The organism is Chitinophaga parva, assembly GCF_003071345.1.
In the GTDB taxonomy this organism is placed as follows: Bacteria; Bacteroidota; Bacteroidia; order Chitinophagales; family Chitinophagaceae; genus Chitinophaga; species Chitinophaga parva.
In genome coordinates this window covers 1,887,979-1,903,583 of record NZ_QCYK01000001.1, presented here as the reverse complement: position 1 = coordinate 1,903,583, position 15,605 = coordinate 1,887,979, and the positions used below count along the sequence as shown (strand labels likewise).

Sequence of the window (15,605 nt, the reverse complement as noted above, 5' to 3'; positions counted from 1 at the left end):
TGCATAAGCCCGCGGAACACGGGGCCCTGGAAAGTGGGCCGTGAAAAAGGAGTGCTTGCTCATGCGACAGTTTATGCTGTCAAAAGTAATACAAGTTTCCACGCAGCCCAAGTTAAGAATGTAACCCAGGCGCGCCCATGGCGGTTCCCAAAGTGCCGGGCATAAAAAAGCGAATGGCCCCGTGGACCATCCGCTTACTTTTATGTTGACCTACTTTTGCTGGTCGTTTATGCGTTATCGGGAACGAAACGCATGGAAATGGAGTTCACGCAATGACGGGTATTCTTAGCAGTAAACCGCTCACCGGTGAACACGTGGCCCAGGTGACCTCCACAGTTGGCGCACACAATTTCTGTACGGCGGCCGTCTGCATCCGGCAGTCTTTTTACGGCACCCGGGATCTCGTCGTCGAAACTGGGCCATCCGCAATGGGATTCGAATTTGTCTTTGGAATGATAGAGGGGTGCATTGCACTGGCGGCACACGTACGTACCGCTGGCTTTATTGTCGGTATACTCGCCGGTAAAAGCGCGTTCCGTGCCTTTGTGCAGGATCACCCTGGCTTCTTCGTTGGTGAGTTTGTTGTATGACATAGTGAGATTTTTCCTTCCCTGAATATACATAAAAACCATACCACTAAAATGCCCGCCAGAAGGACAGCCACGGCGCCCGGAAACACGTTGTTCCCGTCAGTAAAATACATGCTCCACCGCCAGGATGACACGGCCCGTAAATGGCCCCAACCACCTTCTTTATCGCCGCCATTGCCCCCTGGTGCATTCCGCGAAGTGGCAGATCTTTGAAGCACAGAATTGAACAGCCACTAATTCCCGCCCTCCTCCGCTCCGGCCATTTCGTTATTTTACGGGATTTCGTAATTACCTTTGGCGCCTTAATTCAGTAACACATTGACAGACAGCCCGTTTCACACCTGGCACTGTTATAGGAAAGGAAAGGCACATGTCTACAACACACCACTACATCTTACGCTGGGGCAGTGCATTGCTCCTATGCCTGAGCCTTGTAACAGGCAGGGCCCAGGAGCGGTACGACCCGGTTGTACTACAGCAACAACTGGCACATGGCCAGGCAGACACGAACCGGGCCATGCAGTACATCCACCTGGGCGACTATTACCTCCGTAAAATGGGGGAATTGCCGCACGACCTGGACAGCGCAGCCCTGCTGCAGGGCCAGGGCCTGGCGCTGGCGCAATACCTGCACTTCCCTGAAGGGGTGGCGGAAGCCGTATTCCTCCAGGCGCGCATCCTGCGGGAACGTGGCCAGAATGATGCTGCCGCCGCGAAAATGGATGACGCGCTACGCCTGGCGCAACAGGGACATTTCCGCAAGCTGGAAGGATACATCTACATGGACCGGGGATTCTGGTACGGCAATGACGGGGAGAACTTTGATAAAAAACTGGCCTGCATGCAGAAGGCGGAGGCTATTTTCCACGAAACCGGCAGCATCGCCGATGAAGCGGGTATGCTGAAGACCATCGCAGAGATCTACCAGTTCAAAGCCCGCCACGATACCGCCGCCATATTGCTGGACCGCGCGCTTACCCTGGCCCGCTCCATCCATTCCAAGGATGTAGCGGGCATTTATATTTTGATAGAAGAAAACTACCGCGAAGCCGGCGATTATCCGATGGCCCTGCGTTATGCACAACTGGCCGTGAACAGTGTGGAAGACCAGCATGACGAAACCCAGCAGCTGGTGGAAGTATACAACCGCATGGCCATCCTGTACAGTGCCATGCGCGATTTTGACCAGTCTTTGGTGTACCTGAAAAAAGCAGCGCAGGGAGCCATCCGGCAACAGGATACCGCTTCTGCCGCCATCCTCAATTGTAACATTGCCAGCATCTACAACACGCTGGGCAATACTGCCGCGGCATCCGCCCTGATGAAAGCCACCGTGCGGGACCTGATGCCGAAAGGCGTATTCAGCGGCAAATTGAGCGTGGCCATGACCTGTGTGAATGTATTTGTCGCTAACCGGGAAGTGAAAGCAGCCCAGCCCTATTATGAAATGCTGGTAAAGTACTATCACGAAGTAGCTACCCAAAAAGATGAACAGGTAGGCATACTGCTGCCCATGGTCCGGTACATGCAGGCCACCGGCCACTACCCGGATACCTATCGCATGCTGGATGAGTACATCGGCTACTACAGCAAATTTGGCAACAGCCCGCAGGTATCGCTGGCGGAAGAGCTCTACTTCCGCGCCGATTCTGCTATGGGCCACCTGGCCAGCGCCATCAGGCATTACCAGCGCTATAAAGCAGGCTATGATGCCCGTACCAATACCGCGCAAAGCCGCCTGATAGCCACCATGCGCGCGCAGTTTGACCTGGAGCGGAAAGACAAGGACATACAATTGCTCTCTAAACAGAACCAGTTGCAAACCACCTCGCTGCGCCAGGAGCAGGTGATCCGAAACGTAGTGCTGGCGGGCATTTGCATGTTGCTGGCCTTACTGGCATTGATCTATAACCGCTACCGCACCAAGCAACGCAGTCACCTGCAATTGCAGCAAAAGCAAAATGAGATCAATGCACAGAACGAGCTGCTGAAAAAACTGCTCACAGATAAAGAGTGGCTGCTGCGCGAGATCCATCACCGTGTGAAGAACAACCTGCAGATCGTTATCAGCCTGCTCAATTCCCAATCTGCCTATCTCAATAATGAAGATGCACTGAGCGCCATCCGCAACAGCCAGCACCGCATGTATGCCATGTCCCTCATCCACCAGAAGCTGTACCAGTCGGACAACCTGGCTAGTATAGACATGCAATGGTACATCTGCGAGCTGGCAGGGTACATGCAGGCATCGTTTGATACCGGCCAGCAGATCCGGTTTGTCATAGACACTGCACCATTGCAACTGGATGTAGCGCAGGCCGTGCCCCTGGGCCTTATCCTGAATGAAGCCATCAGCAACGCGATCAAATATGCATTCCCGGACAAACGCAGGGGACTGATCAACATAAGCCTGCAACCCTTGCACGATGGGCGTTTCCAGCTAAGCATTACAGATAATGGAGTAGGCCTGCCGGCCAATTTTAATGTGTATGAAAGCCAGTCACTGGGTATGTCTCTCATGCGGGGACTGGCAGAGCAGGTGGATGGCGCCCTTACCATAGTGGCCAGGGACGGGCTTTCCATCCATATCACTTTTAGCAAACGCGAAGAGATACAAACAGTTGAGGATACACAAACACGCGCGTGACATGCCAGTAATACCAGAAAAAATACTGATTGTAGAAGATGAATTTATCGTGGCTAATGACCTGCGCATTATCCTGCAAAAAGCGGGTTACCGGGTGCTGGGCGTGGCTTCTTCCGTGGCGCAGGCCCGCACCCTGCTGGCACTGGAAAGACCAGACTGGGTGCTGCTGGATATTATCCTCAAAGGCCCGCTGGCCGGCACCGTGCTGGCGCAGGAGCTCAATGAAGCAGGCATTCCTTTTCTTTATATCTCTGCCAACACAGACGCCGTAACCCTGGAAGCCGTGAAGATAACCACCCCTTACGGCTTCCTGATAAAACCATTCCGGGAGCGCGACCTGCTGGTGATGCTGGACATAGCCCGTTACCGCGTGAAAGTGGAAGCCAGTAACCTGGCTCCGGCAGCAACCACGCCGGCACCCGTGGAAGACATACGATCCATGCTGGGCCTTATTGGTGAAAGCCCGGCGCTGGCCAGGGTAATGGAAAAAATAGCGCTGGTAGCGCCTACAGCAACCTCCGTGCTCATTACCGGCGAAAGCGGCACCGGCAAAGAGAAAGTGGCGCAGGCCATCCACCAGTTATCCGCCCACCATCAAAAGCCCATGGTTACGGTGAATTGCGCCGCGTTGCCCGCTGCGCTGATTGAAAGTGAGCTGTTCGGCTATGAGAAAGGCGCATTCACCGGCGCGCAGCAACGCCGTGTCGGCAAGTTTGAGCAGGCGGACAACGGCACTATTTTCCTGGACGAGATCGGCGAACTTTCATTGGAAGCGCAAGCCAAGATCCTGCGGGTGCTCCAGGAAAAAGAAATTGAAAGGCTGGGAAGCGAATCGCCCATACAGATCCAGGTACGCATTATAGCCGCCACTAACCGCGACCTGGAGAAAGAGGTGGCCAATGGCAAATTCAGGCTGGACCTGTATTACCGCCTGAATGTATTTCCCCTGCCGCTACCCCCTTTGCGGGAACGCCGGGAAGACATTGCAGCACTGGCTATGCATTTCCTGCGCCGGTACGCCCACCAGGCCCGCAAAAAAGTGAACACCATTACGGAGCCGGTACTACAACAGCTACGGCAATACAACTGGCCCGGCAATGTGCGGGAACTGGAGCATGTAATAGAAAGACAAGTACTGATGACGGAAGGCACTATGCTTACGCAGGTAGAACTGCCGGAGCTGCACACTGCCGGCACTCCCGCGGCAGGCCGCCTGCAAACGCTCGAAGAAGTAGAGCGCCAGCACATCCTGCACGCACTGAAAACCTGCCATGGCAAAGTGTTTGGGCCGGGCGGCGCCGCGGAGGCATTGCACATTCCGGCCACTACGCTGTATTCAAAAATGAAGAAACTGGGTATAAAACAAGGCTACGCCTGATCAGGCAGTGGTTACAAAATGTTCTTTACGAATACCGAGTTTTTGCATGCGGGAGATCAACGTAGTAGCCGGCAGGCGCAGTTTCACGGCGGCGCCTTTGGGGCCGGATATACGGCCGTTACACTGCTTCACCACTTGCAGAATGTATTCCTTTTCCATTACGTGCAGGGGCTTTACCACCAGTTCTTCTGTAACCACCACCGTACGCTGTGGGCCCCTGGGCAGGAACAGCTTTTTCACCGTATCGCCGGAAGCCAGCAGCACACTGCGTTCTATGGTATGTTCGAGCTCCCGCACATTGCCGGGCCAGTGATAGGCCTGCAACTCCTCCATCGCTTTGGGCGCCATGTGCAGAATGGGCTTGCCTGCACTGCGGGCCACGCGCCGCACAAAATGCATGGCCAGGTCGGGGATATCTTCCCGCCTGTCGCGCAGGGGTGGTAAGGTGATGGGGAAAATATTAAGGCGGTAATACAGGTCGCTGCGGAAACGCCCTGCTTCTACTTCGCGCAGCAGATTACGATTGGTGGCGGCAATGATGCGCACATTCACTTTCATGGTGCCTTTACCGCCAATGCGTTCAATCTCCTTCTCCTGCAATGCCCGTAGCAGCTTTACTTGCAGCTCCAGTGGCAGCTCCCCGATCTCATCGAGGAATAATGTGCTGTTATTGGCCATCTCAAACTTGCCAATGCGTTTTTCCAACGCACCGGTAAAGGCGCCCTTTTCATGACCAAACAATTCACTTTCTATCAGCGCCGCAGGCAGGGCAGCACAGTTCACCTTGATCATGAGCCGGTCGCCCCGGGGAGATGCCCGGTGGATAGCACGTGCGATCAACTCTTTGCCCGTACCGGTTTCGCCCAGGAGCAGCACGCCCGTATCTGTAGGCCCTACCTGCGATACCATGTGGAACACGCGCTGCATGGCCATGCTGTTGCCTACCAGCTCCGTGAACTGGTGGCCCAGGTTGCGTTCCTCCTGCAGGTACAGCGTTTCTTCCAGGACCTGTTGTTTATAACGGGCAATTTCCGCGATGGCCAGGATGTTGGTCACGGTGATGCTAAGCTGCGGCGCAATAGCCTGTAATAGTCGCTGCTCGGGCATTTCCAGGGGTTGAGCCCCTTTGCGCAGCAGGAAAAAAATACCCATACCCGGTAATGGTAAAGCGGCAATATTAGGGTAATGCAGGAAAGCAGCCGGCACCGGCATTTCCAATGAGGACGGTGTAACACGACTGACAGCAGCTTCTTTGTAAAGCTGTACATACCAGGGAGCAGCGGCAACAGACATTTCATTCTCCAGCAGGTTGTGGTACGTACCAGCGGCTTCGTTGTAAACGGTGAGCACCATGGCATCATGCGCCGGAAGCCGCTTCTGCAGGACAGTTACCAGCTCTTTGCGATGGCGCACCACTGCCAGGGCCCCGCAAAAGGCCAGTTGCAGGGACTGCTCTTTTTCCTTTTGTTCCCAATGCGCGCGCATGCTGTCGGTCGTTGATAGGGTGTCCTTGTTTTTCATGCCTTACAAATTTAGGAGGTGCTGCTGGTATGGACGGAATGCGGGCGCAAGTTTGGTATAGTTTTGACAAGGCGGCCCAATCCGGCATAAATTTACGGTATTTCGTAAGTTTTATAAATGAAATATTACGCTGGAAATATGGTTTTCAATTACTTGTTTTAAATGGCCCACTCGGCAATTCACCGGCCGCCTTACCACAAATAAACGGGTAAATACAAGTGTGCCCCGTGGCGGGCACTTACCTTTGTTTTTGACCAAACAGCTTTCTTTACAATGACAACACAACCTACTTTTGATACGATGTCTGAAGCAGTGGCCGGCCTGCGCCAGCTGGGCTATAGTTATGACCTGAACCTGGAAGACACTTGCCTCCGTTACGCGGAGGGGCAGCTGGTACTTTATCCAGCAGACTTCCAGATCGATTATGTGTTCCGGTTTGAAGGCGAAACAGATCCCGGCGATGAGAACGTAGTGTATGCCATTGCGTCGCCTCTGTATGCCATAAAGGGTATACTGGTAAGTGCCTATGGGGTATATGCAGATGCCATGTGTGAGCAGATGCTGCGAAAATTACAGTTTCATCAATAATACCGTGCTGGCGGCCATGCTGGCACGGTGTTAGCGGCACCTTGTAGCAAAAGCGTTTTCATATGGAAATAGTTATTCAATCATTGGGTTTCACCGCCAGCGCCGCGCTGGAAGCGTTTGTCCGCGAAAAATTACAGACCCTGAAAAATGACCGCGTGATCAGTGCGACGGTGACCCTGTACAAAGAAGCGGCAGAAGGTGACCCTGCGTTTAATTATTGCGAGATCAAACTGGAGATGCCGGGTAAGGATCCATTTGTAAAAAAACACAGCGCTTATTTTGAAACGTCGGTGAGTGAGTGTGTGGACGTATTGTTTTCTGACCTGCAGAAACTGAAGGAGAAAAGTGTAGACCGGAGAAAGGGCAACCGGGATCAGATCCAGGATGCGATCATACAGGCGGAGGAGGATGCGGATGGAGATGTGGAGCTGGAAGATGTGGTGAAGTAGGAAAGACTTGTACTTTGTATATTTTTTGAGAAGCCTGGCTGCGGGAGCGGCCGGGCTTTTGTATTTGGTGGAATGGGAAGAATTGTCTTGATTTGTAAGACTAGATCGCTGTGGCGCACCCCTCCTATGACTGCAACCCCAAGATCTATAGTAATGATTGTTTGAAATTGATCCTTGCAAATACGCTATGAGAGAAACTGTATTAGCACCCGACTTTGCTTTTCAACTTGAAAGTTTGAAGCATAAAAAAGCCCCCGTCGAAGTCGAGGGCAACTTAATGTTTTCACAACGGAATAATCCTTATTGTGATTTGCTTTCAAGGCAAATATAGGGTTATTATCTAAAAAAAAAAGAAATCATCCAATGGTGAATACAGATTTTGGACCGCTTCACCGGATCACCACCCTTATGCTTTCAAAATACGGGAACCCGTAACAATATCCTAAAAAGACTTACGACATTTCCGATTCATCACCCTCAAACAATTACAAGTTGAAAAAAATTCTCGGTCTGGACGTCGGCATTACATCAATAGGCTGGGCCTTTGTCTTAGAAGGTACGCCTGATCAATCCCGCATTGTAAGATTAGGTGTCCGTGTTAATCCACTAACCACGGACGAAGCCGATAATTTTGAAAAAGGGAAGCCCATTACAGAAACCGCCGGCAGAACCTTAAAGCGTAGCATGAGAAGGAATCTGCAACGCTATAAGCAACGCAGGGCCAACCTGATCAGTATACTAAAGCAACATCACTTCATCAGTGCAGATACACCACTTTGGGAAGAGGGAAAAGGCACTACACATAGTACCCATGCATTACGTGCCAAAGCCGCAGAAGCTCCCATTTCATTGCAGGACCTCGCGCGGGTGTTGTTGATGCTGAATAAGAAAAGAGGATACCGCAGCAGCAGGAAAGTAAAATCGACAGAAGAAGGGCAAGCTATTGACGGTATGGCTATTGCCAGGCAACTCTATGAACAAGGCCTGACACCCGGGCAACTTGCCTACCAGCTACTCCAAAGTGGCAAGCGCCATCTCCCTGATTTCTACCGGTCTGATTTACGAACGGAATTTGACAAGGTTTGGAACTTCCAACGGACCATTCATCCCGAAATCTTAACGCCCGATTTTAAAAAAGCGATTGACGGGAAAGGGCTGCGGGCAACCAACGCTATTTTCTGGACGCAATATGGCTTTAATACCGCGGACGTTAAAGGCAGTCGCTCAGAGAAAAAAAATAAAACGTACGCCTGGAGAGCGGCGGCGATCAATACGCCATTGAGCCGGGAAGAAATGGCACTGGTCATCGCGGAGATCAATGGTAATATCGCCAACTCCAGCGGCTACCTGGGAGAAATAAGTGATCGCAGCAAAGCCCTCATTTTTTCAAAGCAAACCGTTGGCCAATACCAATACGCCCAACTACAACAGCATCCCCATACCAGTCTTGTGAACCAGGTCTTCTACCGCCAGGACTACATGGATGAGTTCGAAAAAATATGGGAAACCCAGGCGCAATACCACAAAGAACTTACGCCCCAATTGAAGAGAGATATCAGGGACGTTATAATATTTTACCAGCGTAAGCTACGCTCACAAAAAGGATTAATTAGTGTCTGCCAGTTTGAAAACCGGACTATTGAGTCACCCGGCGGCCATGAAAAAAATGTAGGCTATAAGGTAGCCCCCCGCTCCTCCCCCCTGGTTCAGGAATTTAAGATCTGGCAAAATCTTGGCCACCTTGACATATGGGACAAATCTAGCAAGATAAAGGTAGAATTAAATGACGCTGCCAGACAGATGTTATTTGATGAGTTAAATATAAAAGGAAAACTGCCTAAAGAAAAAGTCCTGAAACTACTGGGACTGCCAGCAAAAACCTACGAGGCCAACTTTACAAATATAGAGGGTAACACCACTCAAAAAGCACTTTATAACGCTTACCTAAAGATATTGGAGCAGGCAAGGCATGAGCCTTACAAACTACTAGGGCTCGATCCCGAAAAGGACGAGCTCTCCGTTGAAGACGCCACCACTTCAGTAACAGTTATAAAAAAAGGCATTGCCGAGGCATTTACTTCCCTTGGGATTAACACAGCTATATTGGAGTTTAATGCAGAATTGCCAGGCAAAGCATTTGAACAGCAGTTGTCATACCAACTCTGGCACCTGCTTTATTCCTATGAATCTGACAATTCCGCTTCCGGCAACGACACCTTACAGGCGCTGTTGAAAACCAAATTCGGCTTTTCGCCGTCACAGGCGTCCATACTGGCAGATGTTCCGTTGCTTAGTGACTATGCTAATTTGAGCGCCAAGGCTATCCGGAAAATATTTCCATACATTAAAGTGTTAAACTACAGCGAAGCGTGTGCAAAAGCCGGGTATAATCATTCTGCGTCCTTAACTAAAGAGGAGAATGAACAACGAGCACTGAAATCGCATTTAAGGTCATTACCTAAAAATAGCCTTCGGAACCCCGTTGTCGAAAAGATCCTGAACCAACTGATCAACGTGGTTAATGCCATTATAGACAATCCCGAGCTGGGCAAACCTGATGAGATCAGGATAGAATTGGCACGGGAACTAAAGAAAAATGCAGCGGAACGCCAGTTGATGACAGCAGATATGGCTGCCGCCACCAATGAAAATGCAAGGATATCCAGGCTGATTACAGAAAAGTTCGGATTTCCAAATCCAACACGCAGTGATGTAATAAAATATAAGCTGTACGAGGAGTTAAAAATGAATGGATACAAAACACTCTATTCAAATACTTTTATACCTGAACATGAGCTTTTCAGTAATAAATTTGACATTGAACATATCGTCCCCAAAGCATTGCTTTTTGATGACAGCTTCTCCAATAAAACCATCTGCCTGCGGAAGGAAAATATTGATAAAGCCAACAGGTGCGCCATTGACTACATACAGGAAGCCTTTGGCACGGAAGAAGTGGATGCATATAAACAGCGCGTGGAAATGTTGTATCAATGCCACCAGAAAAACAAAACAGAAGGAATCAGCAGAAGTAAATACAAAAAACTGCTCCAACTGCCTGATGATTTGGGGAAAGGATTTATTGACCGTGATCTTCGCGACAGTCAATACATCGCCAGGCAGGCAAAGCAAATGTTGGAGAAAATATGCAGAACAGTTACCGCCACCACGGGGAGCATTACAAAGCAGCTGAGGGAGGACTGGGGGCTGGTAAATATTATGCAGGAAATCAATATAGATAAATACCGCGCCCTGGGCCTTACTGAATTAATTGAAAAGAAGGATGGCAGTACAAAAGAACGCATCACCGAGTGGAGTAAACGAAATGACCACCGTCACCACGCCATGGACGCCCTTACTGTTGCATTTACGAAACCCAAGCACATCAAATTTTTTAACACAGTAAATGCGCGAAATTCAAATGATGGGAAAGAGGTCTACAGCAGCCAAACCCAGAAATTCATTGTACCCATGATCAATTTCCGGCAGGAGGCTACCTATCATCTTGAGCACCTGCTGATCTCCCACAAAGCCAAAAATAAGGTCGTCACAAAAAATAAGAACAGGTTTAAAACGGCAGCCGGCGCTATGGAAAAGATTGAATTGACACCGAGGGGCCAATTGCACAAAGAAACTATATACGGGCAAATAAAGGTACCCGTATCCCGTGAGGAAAAGGTAGGCGGCAAATTCACTGCTGATTATATTACCAGGGTGGCAAGCAAACCTTACCGGGATGCATTGCTACAGCGGCTATCAGAAAATGGGAATGACAGTAAAAAAGCCTTCACCGGGAAGAACAGCCTTGAAAAAAATCCGCTTTTTGCTGCGGATGGAACGCCGGTTCCGCTATCTGTAAAAATAGTTGAATGGGAAACAGATTATACCATCAGAAAAGATGTAACGCCTGAGAATTTAAAAGATGAGAAAGTCATTGCCAAAATAATAGACCCGGTGGCCAGGAAGGTATTGATGGAAAGGTTTGAGGCCTATAACAGAAATCCAAAGGAAGCGTTTTCCAACCTGGAAAAAAATCCGATCTGGCTTAACCAACAAAAAGGGATCTGTATTAAACGGGTCACGATCAGCGGCATTACAAATGCCGAAGCCCTACACTTTAAAAGGGACCACAGAGGGAAGTTTATCTTGAATGCGCAAGGCAATCCTATTCCGGTAGACTTTATCAGCACCGGCAATAATCATCACCTTGCCGTGTACCGCGACAAAGATGGCAATCTGCAGGACAATGTTGTGTCTTTCTATGAGGTGGTAGCACGCGCGCACCAGGGATTACCGGCCATTGACAAAACTTTCAACAGGGAAGAGGGATGGGAATTTCTGTTTTCCATGAAGCAGAACGAATGTTTTGTTTTTCCTGGCGACGGATTTGACCCAAGGGAAATTGATTTATTAAATCCAGCGAACAATAAAATAATTGCGCCTAACCTTTACCGGGTGCAGAAGTTGTCTAAAACTCAAAAGGGGAATAGCTTTGCCAGGGACTACACTTTTCGGCATATCTACGAAACAGAAGTCAAAGACCGGCCTGAGTTGAAAAACATTGCATATAAACGGATTCTTAGCCTATCTGCTTTGGAGGCCATTGTGAAAGTGCGCATTAACCATATCGGGCAGATTATTAATATAGGAAAAATTTAATATATGATAAAGCGAACACTCTATTTTGGAAGCCCGGCTTATCTGAAAACAACCAATGAACAAATGGTTATAGAAATAAAAGGCGAAGATCTGAAATCAGCGCCCATTGAAGACCTTGGCCTTTTAATTCTTGACAATGCGCAAATAACCATCACTCAGGCGTTGATGTCAAAGTTGTTAGCAAACAATGTGGCGTTGATTACCTGCAATGAGACGCATCACCCGGTTGGACTTTTTCTTAACCTGGACGGCCATACATTGCAAAGCCAAAAATTTCAGGCGCAGGTGGAAGCCTCTATTCCATTAAAAAAGCAGCTTTGGCAACAAACAGTTATTTCGAAGATCAGCAACCAAGCCGCACTGCTGGCAAAAGAGCGTTCTGACAACAAGTTGCTGTTGCGCCTTGCCAGGGAAGTAAAAAGCGGAGACAGTGAAAATCATGAGGGCCAGGCGGCGGTCTATTACTGGAAACACTTATTCCCGGATTTCCTGGAATTTACGCGGGACCGGGACGGCGTACCACCAAACAACCTCCTGAACTATGGCTATGCCGTATTGCGGGCGGTTGTTGCCCGCAGTATTGTAGGTTCGGGACTGCTTCCAACACTGGGCATTTTCCATCGCAATCAATATAACGCCTACTGCCTGGCAGACGATATTATGGAACCGTACCGGCCATACGTGGATATGATCGTTTGTTCGATTGTAACCATGAACGGCCGTTATCTTGAAATGACCCCAGCTATGAAAAAACAATTATTATCCATCCCCGCTATGGATGTTCTTATTGATGATCAAAAAAGTCCCTTGATGAACGCCGTTCAGCGAACTACCGCCAGCTTGGCTAAATGTTTTGAAGGCAAAGCACGCAAGATCCTATATCCAACGCTTTGTTAAAAATTATTCAACATAATGCACTCACGTTTAAATGCTTATCGTGTTATGTGGGTACTTGTTTTCTTTGACCTTCCTACTGACACCAAAGGACAACGGAGAGAATATGGAAAATTCAGGAAAAAGATCCTATCTGACGGGTTTGTTATGTTTCAGTTCAGCATGTATATCCGCCATTGCAACAGCAAGGAAAATGCTGACGTGCATGTAAAACGGGTAAAGTCAATATTACCAGCGGAAGGGCATATTGGCATAATGTGCGTGACAGACAAGCAATTTGGGATGATGGAAATATTCCAGGGGAAGTTTACGGTAATGCCACCAAGTACCGTACAACAACTGGAATTGTTCTGATAGAAAAGGAAAAATGGGCTTGCGGCCCATTTTTTTGTTTACAAAAACAACATAACTTGCTAATAAATAATTATTTATAACGATTATGTTGTCTATTAGCTAAGCTAAGGAATAAATTGAAAGCAAATCACAACTGCTCTCGCTCAATTTGCCGGTGGCAAGTCTGTTGTCTATTAGCTAAGCTAAGGAATAAATTGAAAGCAAATCACAACTTGAGTGCGATCCTGGTAAACGCATCTTTGGTTGTCTATTAGCTAAGCTAAGGAATAAATTGAAAGCAAATCACAACTGATACTTTTTGTGAACAGCAAAAATATCGGTTGTCTATTAGCTAAGCTAAGGAATAAATTGAAAGCAAATCACAACAATTCAACGGGTATATTTTCGTCTACCCAGGTTGTCTATTAGCTAAGCTAAGGAATAAATTGAAAGCAAATCACAACACCTACAGGCGCTGACACCACGCCTGTAAGGTTGTCTATTAGCTAAGCTAAGGAATAAATTGAAAGCAAATCACAACCGTGACAGTGTAGGCTGTTCAATATGGAATGTTGTCTATTAGCTAAGCTAAGGAATAAATTGAAAGCAAATCACAACCTTCGGTATCATACAACCACCAATACTCCAGTTGTCTATTAGCTAAGCTAAGGAATAAATTGAAAGCAAATCACAACGCAGGGAAATGTGGGAAAAGATCGCCGCGAGTTGTCTATTAGCTAAGCTAAGGAATAAATTGAAAGCAAATCACAACAGTGCCTGTTCCATGTATGCTTTCATCCATGTTGTCTATTAGCTAAGCTAAGGAATAAATTGAAAGCAAATCACAACGCCCTGCTGACTACAGCCATGGTCATTACGTTGTCTATTAGCTAAGCTAAGGAATAAATTGAAAGCAAATCACAACATTCGTAGCATGTGAAGGTCACCAGCTTGCGTTGTCTATTAGCTAAGCTAAGGAATAAATTGAAAGCAAATCACAACGCTATCTCCCAGCGTAATAGTGTCGCCCCCGTTGTCTATTAGCTAAGCTAAGGAATAAATTGAAAGCAAATCACAACTGGGGACTTGATGATGTCAAACCATAATGCGTTGTCTATTAGCTAAGCTAAGGAATAAATTGAAAGCAAATCACAACCCGGACTTCGGATTGTTCGCGGCTACTAATGTTGTCTATTAGCTAAGCTAAGGAATAAATTGAAAGCAAATCACAACTACTCTTCTATCACTACAACAAAGGTACCGGTTGTCTATTAGCTAAGCTAAGGAATAAATTGAAAGCAAATCACAACACCGGTCATGGAGGTCTCTTGTGGCAAAAGGTTGTCTATTAGCTAAGCTAAGGAATAAATTGAAAGCAAATCACAACTCCTGTAAAACACGGCTGCTTCTCATTCCCGTTGTCTATTAGCTAAGCTAAGGAATAAATTGAAAGCAAATCACAACATCACCTCTAAAATATAAAACATGGAAACAGTTGTCTATTAGCTAAGCTAAGGAATAAATTGAAAGCAAATCACAACACGAAGCTCCTGCTGTCCGCAGTACGGACGGTTGTCTATTAGCTAAGCCAAGGAATAAATTGAAAGCAAATCACAACAGGATCGTGATGCTAAGGATGCTCAGATTGGTTGTCTATTAGCTAAGCTAAGGAATAAATTGAAAGCAAATCACAACCCCCCATTTCTGCGGCCCCAAAATGACAATGTTGTCTATTAGCTAAGCTAAGGAATAAATTGAAAGCAAATCACAACCCCAGCCGTGCGCCACCATCCAGGCATTTGTTGTCTATTAGCTAAGCTAAGGAATAAATTGAAAGCAAATCACAACTCTATCCGAATCGTCCTTTTGCCCGCCTCAAGTTGTCTATTAGCTAAGCTAAGGAATAAATTGAAAGCAAATCACAACAATGCTGGACAACTGGCATATAAAGGCTCTGTTGTCTATTAGCTAAGCTAAGGAATAAATTGAAAGCAAATCACAACATCAATGACTATTGTAGCACCTTTCGCTGTGTTGTCTATTAGCTAAGCTAAGGAATAAATTGAAAGCAAATCACAACGCAGGCTTTGATATGGTGCGGCCGCTGGTGTTGTCTATTAGCTAAGCTAAGGAATAAATTGAAAGCAAATCACAACCCCCTTGCGTTGTTTGCTTCGATGCGCACAGTTGTCTATTAGCTAAGCTAAGGAATAAATTGAAAGCAAATCACAACGCCGGAGGAAACAGAGATCACCAACTACCAGTTGTCTATTAGCTAAGCTAAGGAATAAATTGAAAGTAAATCACAACACCATCAAGTTCTTGCAGCAATTAGGGGAGTTGTCTATTAGCTAAGCTAAGGAATAAATTGAAAGCAAATCACAGCCGTACAATGTGAGGTACCGCGCGCACCGCATGTTGTCTATTAGCTAAGCTAAGGAATAAATTGAAAGCAAATCACAACGTACTTCGCAAATTGAACTTTCTTTTACAGTTGTCTATTAGCTAAGCTAAGGAATAAATTGAAAGCAAATCACAACTGCACA

At 47.5% G+C, this 15,605-nt stretch carries 9 protein-coding genes and 1 CRISPR repeat array (1 of these 10 running past the window's edge); of the genes, 7 read left to right on the top strand and 2 right to left on the bottom strand.

Translation table 11 applies throughout. The features are described 5' to 3' along the window. Positions 1–227: 227 nt before the first annotated feature. The gene (locus DCC81_RS07995; protein ID WP_108686020.1) at positions 228–593 is read right to left on the bottom strand and encodes a methionine-R-sulfoxide reductase; all 366 of its coding nucleotides are present in this window, start codon (positions 591–593) and stop codon (positions 228–230) included. A gap of 367 nt (positions 594–960) precedes the next feature. Between DCC81_RS07995 and DCC81_RS07990 the strand changes: the two genes are divergently transcribed. Beyond that, entirely contained in the window at positions 961–3,237 is a 2,277-nt protein-coding gene (locus DCC81_RS07990; RefSeq protein ID WP_108686019.1) for a tetratricopeptide repeat-containing sensor histidine kinase, read from the top strand. A 1-nt stretch (position 3,238) separates the two neighbouring features. Then, complete coding sequence (locus DCC81_RS07985; protein ID WP_317047835.1) at positions 3,239–4,615, top strand: sigma-54-dependent transcriptional regulator; 1,377 nt, start codon at positions 3,239–3,241, stop codon at positions 4,613–4,615. Here the strand turns inward: DCC81_RS07985 and DCC81_RS07980 are convergent, their stop codons facing one another. Then, positions 4,616–6,136 carry a sigma-54 interaction domain-containing protein gene (locus DCC81_RS07980; protein ID WP_240612929.1) on the bottom strand — a complete coding sequence of 507 codons (1,521 nt, stop codon included), beginning with the start codon at positions 6,134–6,136 and terminating at the stop codon, positions 4,616–4,618. It lies immediately after the preceding gene. 273 nt (positions 6,137–6,409) lie between these two features. Between DCC81_RS07980 and DCC81_RS07975 the strand changes: the two genes are divergently transcribed. The 5 genes from DCC81_RS07975 to cas2 all read left to right on the top strand — a co-directional run bounded on the left by DCC81_RS07975 (position 6,410) and on the right by cas2 (position 13,080). Further along, a complete protein-coding gene (locus DCC81_RS07975; protein WP_108686018.1) occupies positions 6,410–6,724 on the top strand; it encodes a phosphoribosylpyrophosphate synthetase in 315 nt (104 codons plus the stop codon). 62 nt (positions 6,725–6,786) lie between these two features. Continuing rightward, on the top strand, positions 6,787–7,173 hold the full coding sequence (locus tag DCC81_RS07970) for an HPF/RaiA family ribosome-associated protein (RefSeq protein WP_108686017.1): 387 nt from the start codon (positions 6,787–6,789) through the stop codon (positions 7,171–7,173). A gap of 492 nt (positions 7,174–7,665) precedes the next feature. After that, positions 7,666–11,832 carry a type II CRISPR RNA-guided endonuclease Cas9 gene (gene cas9 / locus DCC81_RS07965; protein ID WP_108686016.1) on the top strand — a complete coding sequence of 1,389 codons (4,167 nt, stop codon included), beginning with the start codon at positions 7,666–7,668 and terminating at the stop codon, positions 11,830–11,832. 3 nt (positions 11,833–11,835) lie between these two features. After that, positions 11,836–12,729 (top strand): type II CRISPR-associated endonuclease Cas1, encoded by an 894-nt coding sequence (cas1, locus tag DCC81_RS07960; RefSeq protein WP_108686015.1) that lies wholly within the window; start codon positions 11,836–11,838, stop codon positions 12,727–12,729. A gap of 15 nt (positions 12,730–12,744) precedes the next feature. Further along, entirely contained in the window at positions 12,745–13,080 is a 336-nt protein-coding gene (gene cas2 / locus DCC81_RS07955; protein ID WP_240612928.1) for a CRISPR-associated endonuclease Cas2, read from the top strand. Between the two features lie 87 nt (positions 13,081–13,167). Then, a CRISPR array of direct repeats spans positions 13,168–15,605; the repeat unit is 47 nt; unit sequence GTTGTCTATTAGCTAAGCTAAGGAATAAATTGAAAGCAAATCACAAC (it continues 1,524 nt past the right edge of the window).

Coding starts and splice junctions, on each gene's coding strand:
- DCC81_RS07995 (WP_108686020.1), bottom strand. CDS start 593: ATGTCATACAACAAACTCACCAACGAAGAAGCCAGGGTGATCCTGCAC.
- DCC81_RS07990 (WP_108686019.1), top strand. CDS start 961: ATGTCTACAACACACCACTACATCTTACGCTGGGGCAGTGCATTGCTC.
- DCC81_RS07985 (WP_317047835.1), top strand. CDS start 3,239: ATGCCAGTAATACCAGAAAAAATACTGATTGTAGAAGATGAATTTATC.
- DCC81_RS07980 (WP_240612929.1), bottom strand. CDS start 6,136: ATGAAAAACAAGGACACCCTATCAACGACCGACAGCATGCGCGCGCAT.
- DCC81_RS07975 (WP_108686018.1), top strand. CDS start 6,410: ATGACAACACAACCTACTTTTGATACGATGTCTGAAGCAGTGGCCGGC.
- DCC81_RS07970 (WP_108686017.1), top strand. CDS start 6,787: ATGGAAATAGTTATTCAATCATTGGGTTTCACCGCCAGCGCCGCGCTG.
- cas1 (WP_108686015.1), top strand. CDS start 11,836: ATGATAAAGCGAACACTCTATTTTGGAAGCCCGGCTTATCTGAAAACA.
- cas2 (WP_240612928.1), top strand. CDS start 12,745: ATGCACTCACGTTTAAATGCTTATCGTGTTATGTGGGTACTTGTTTTC.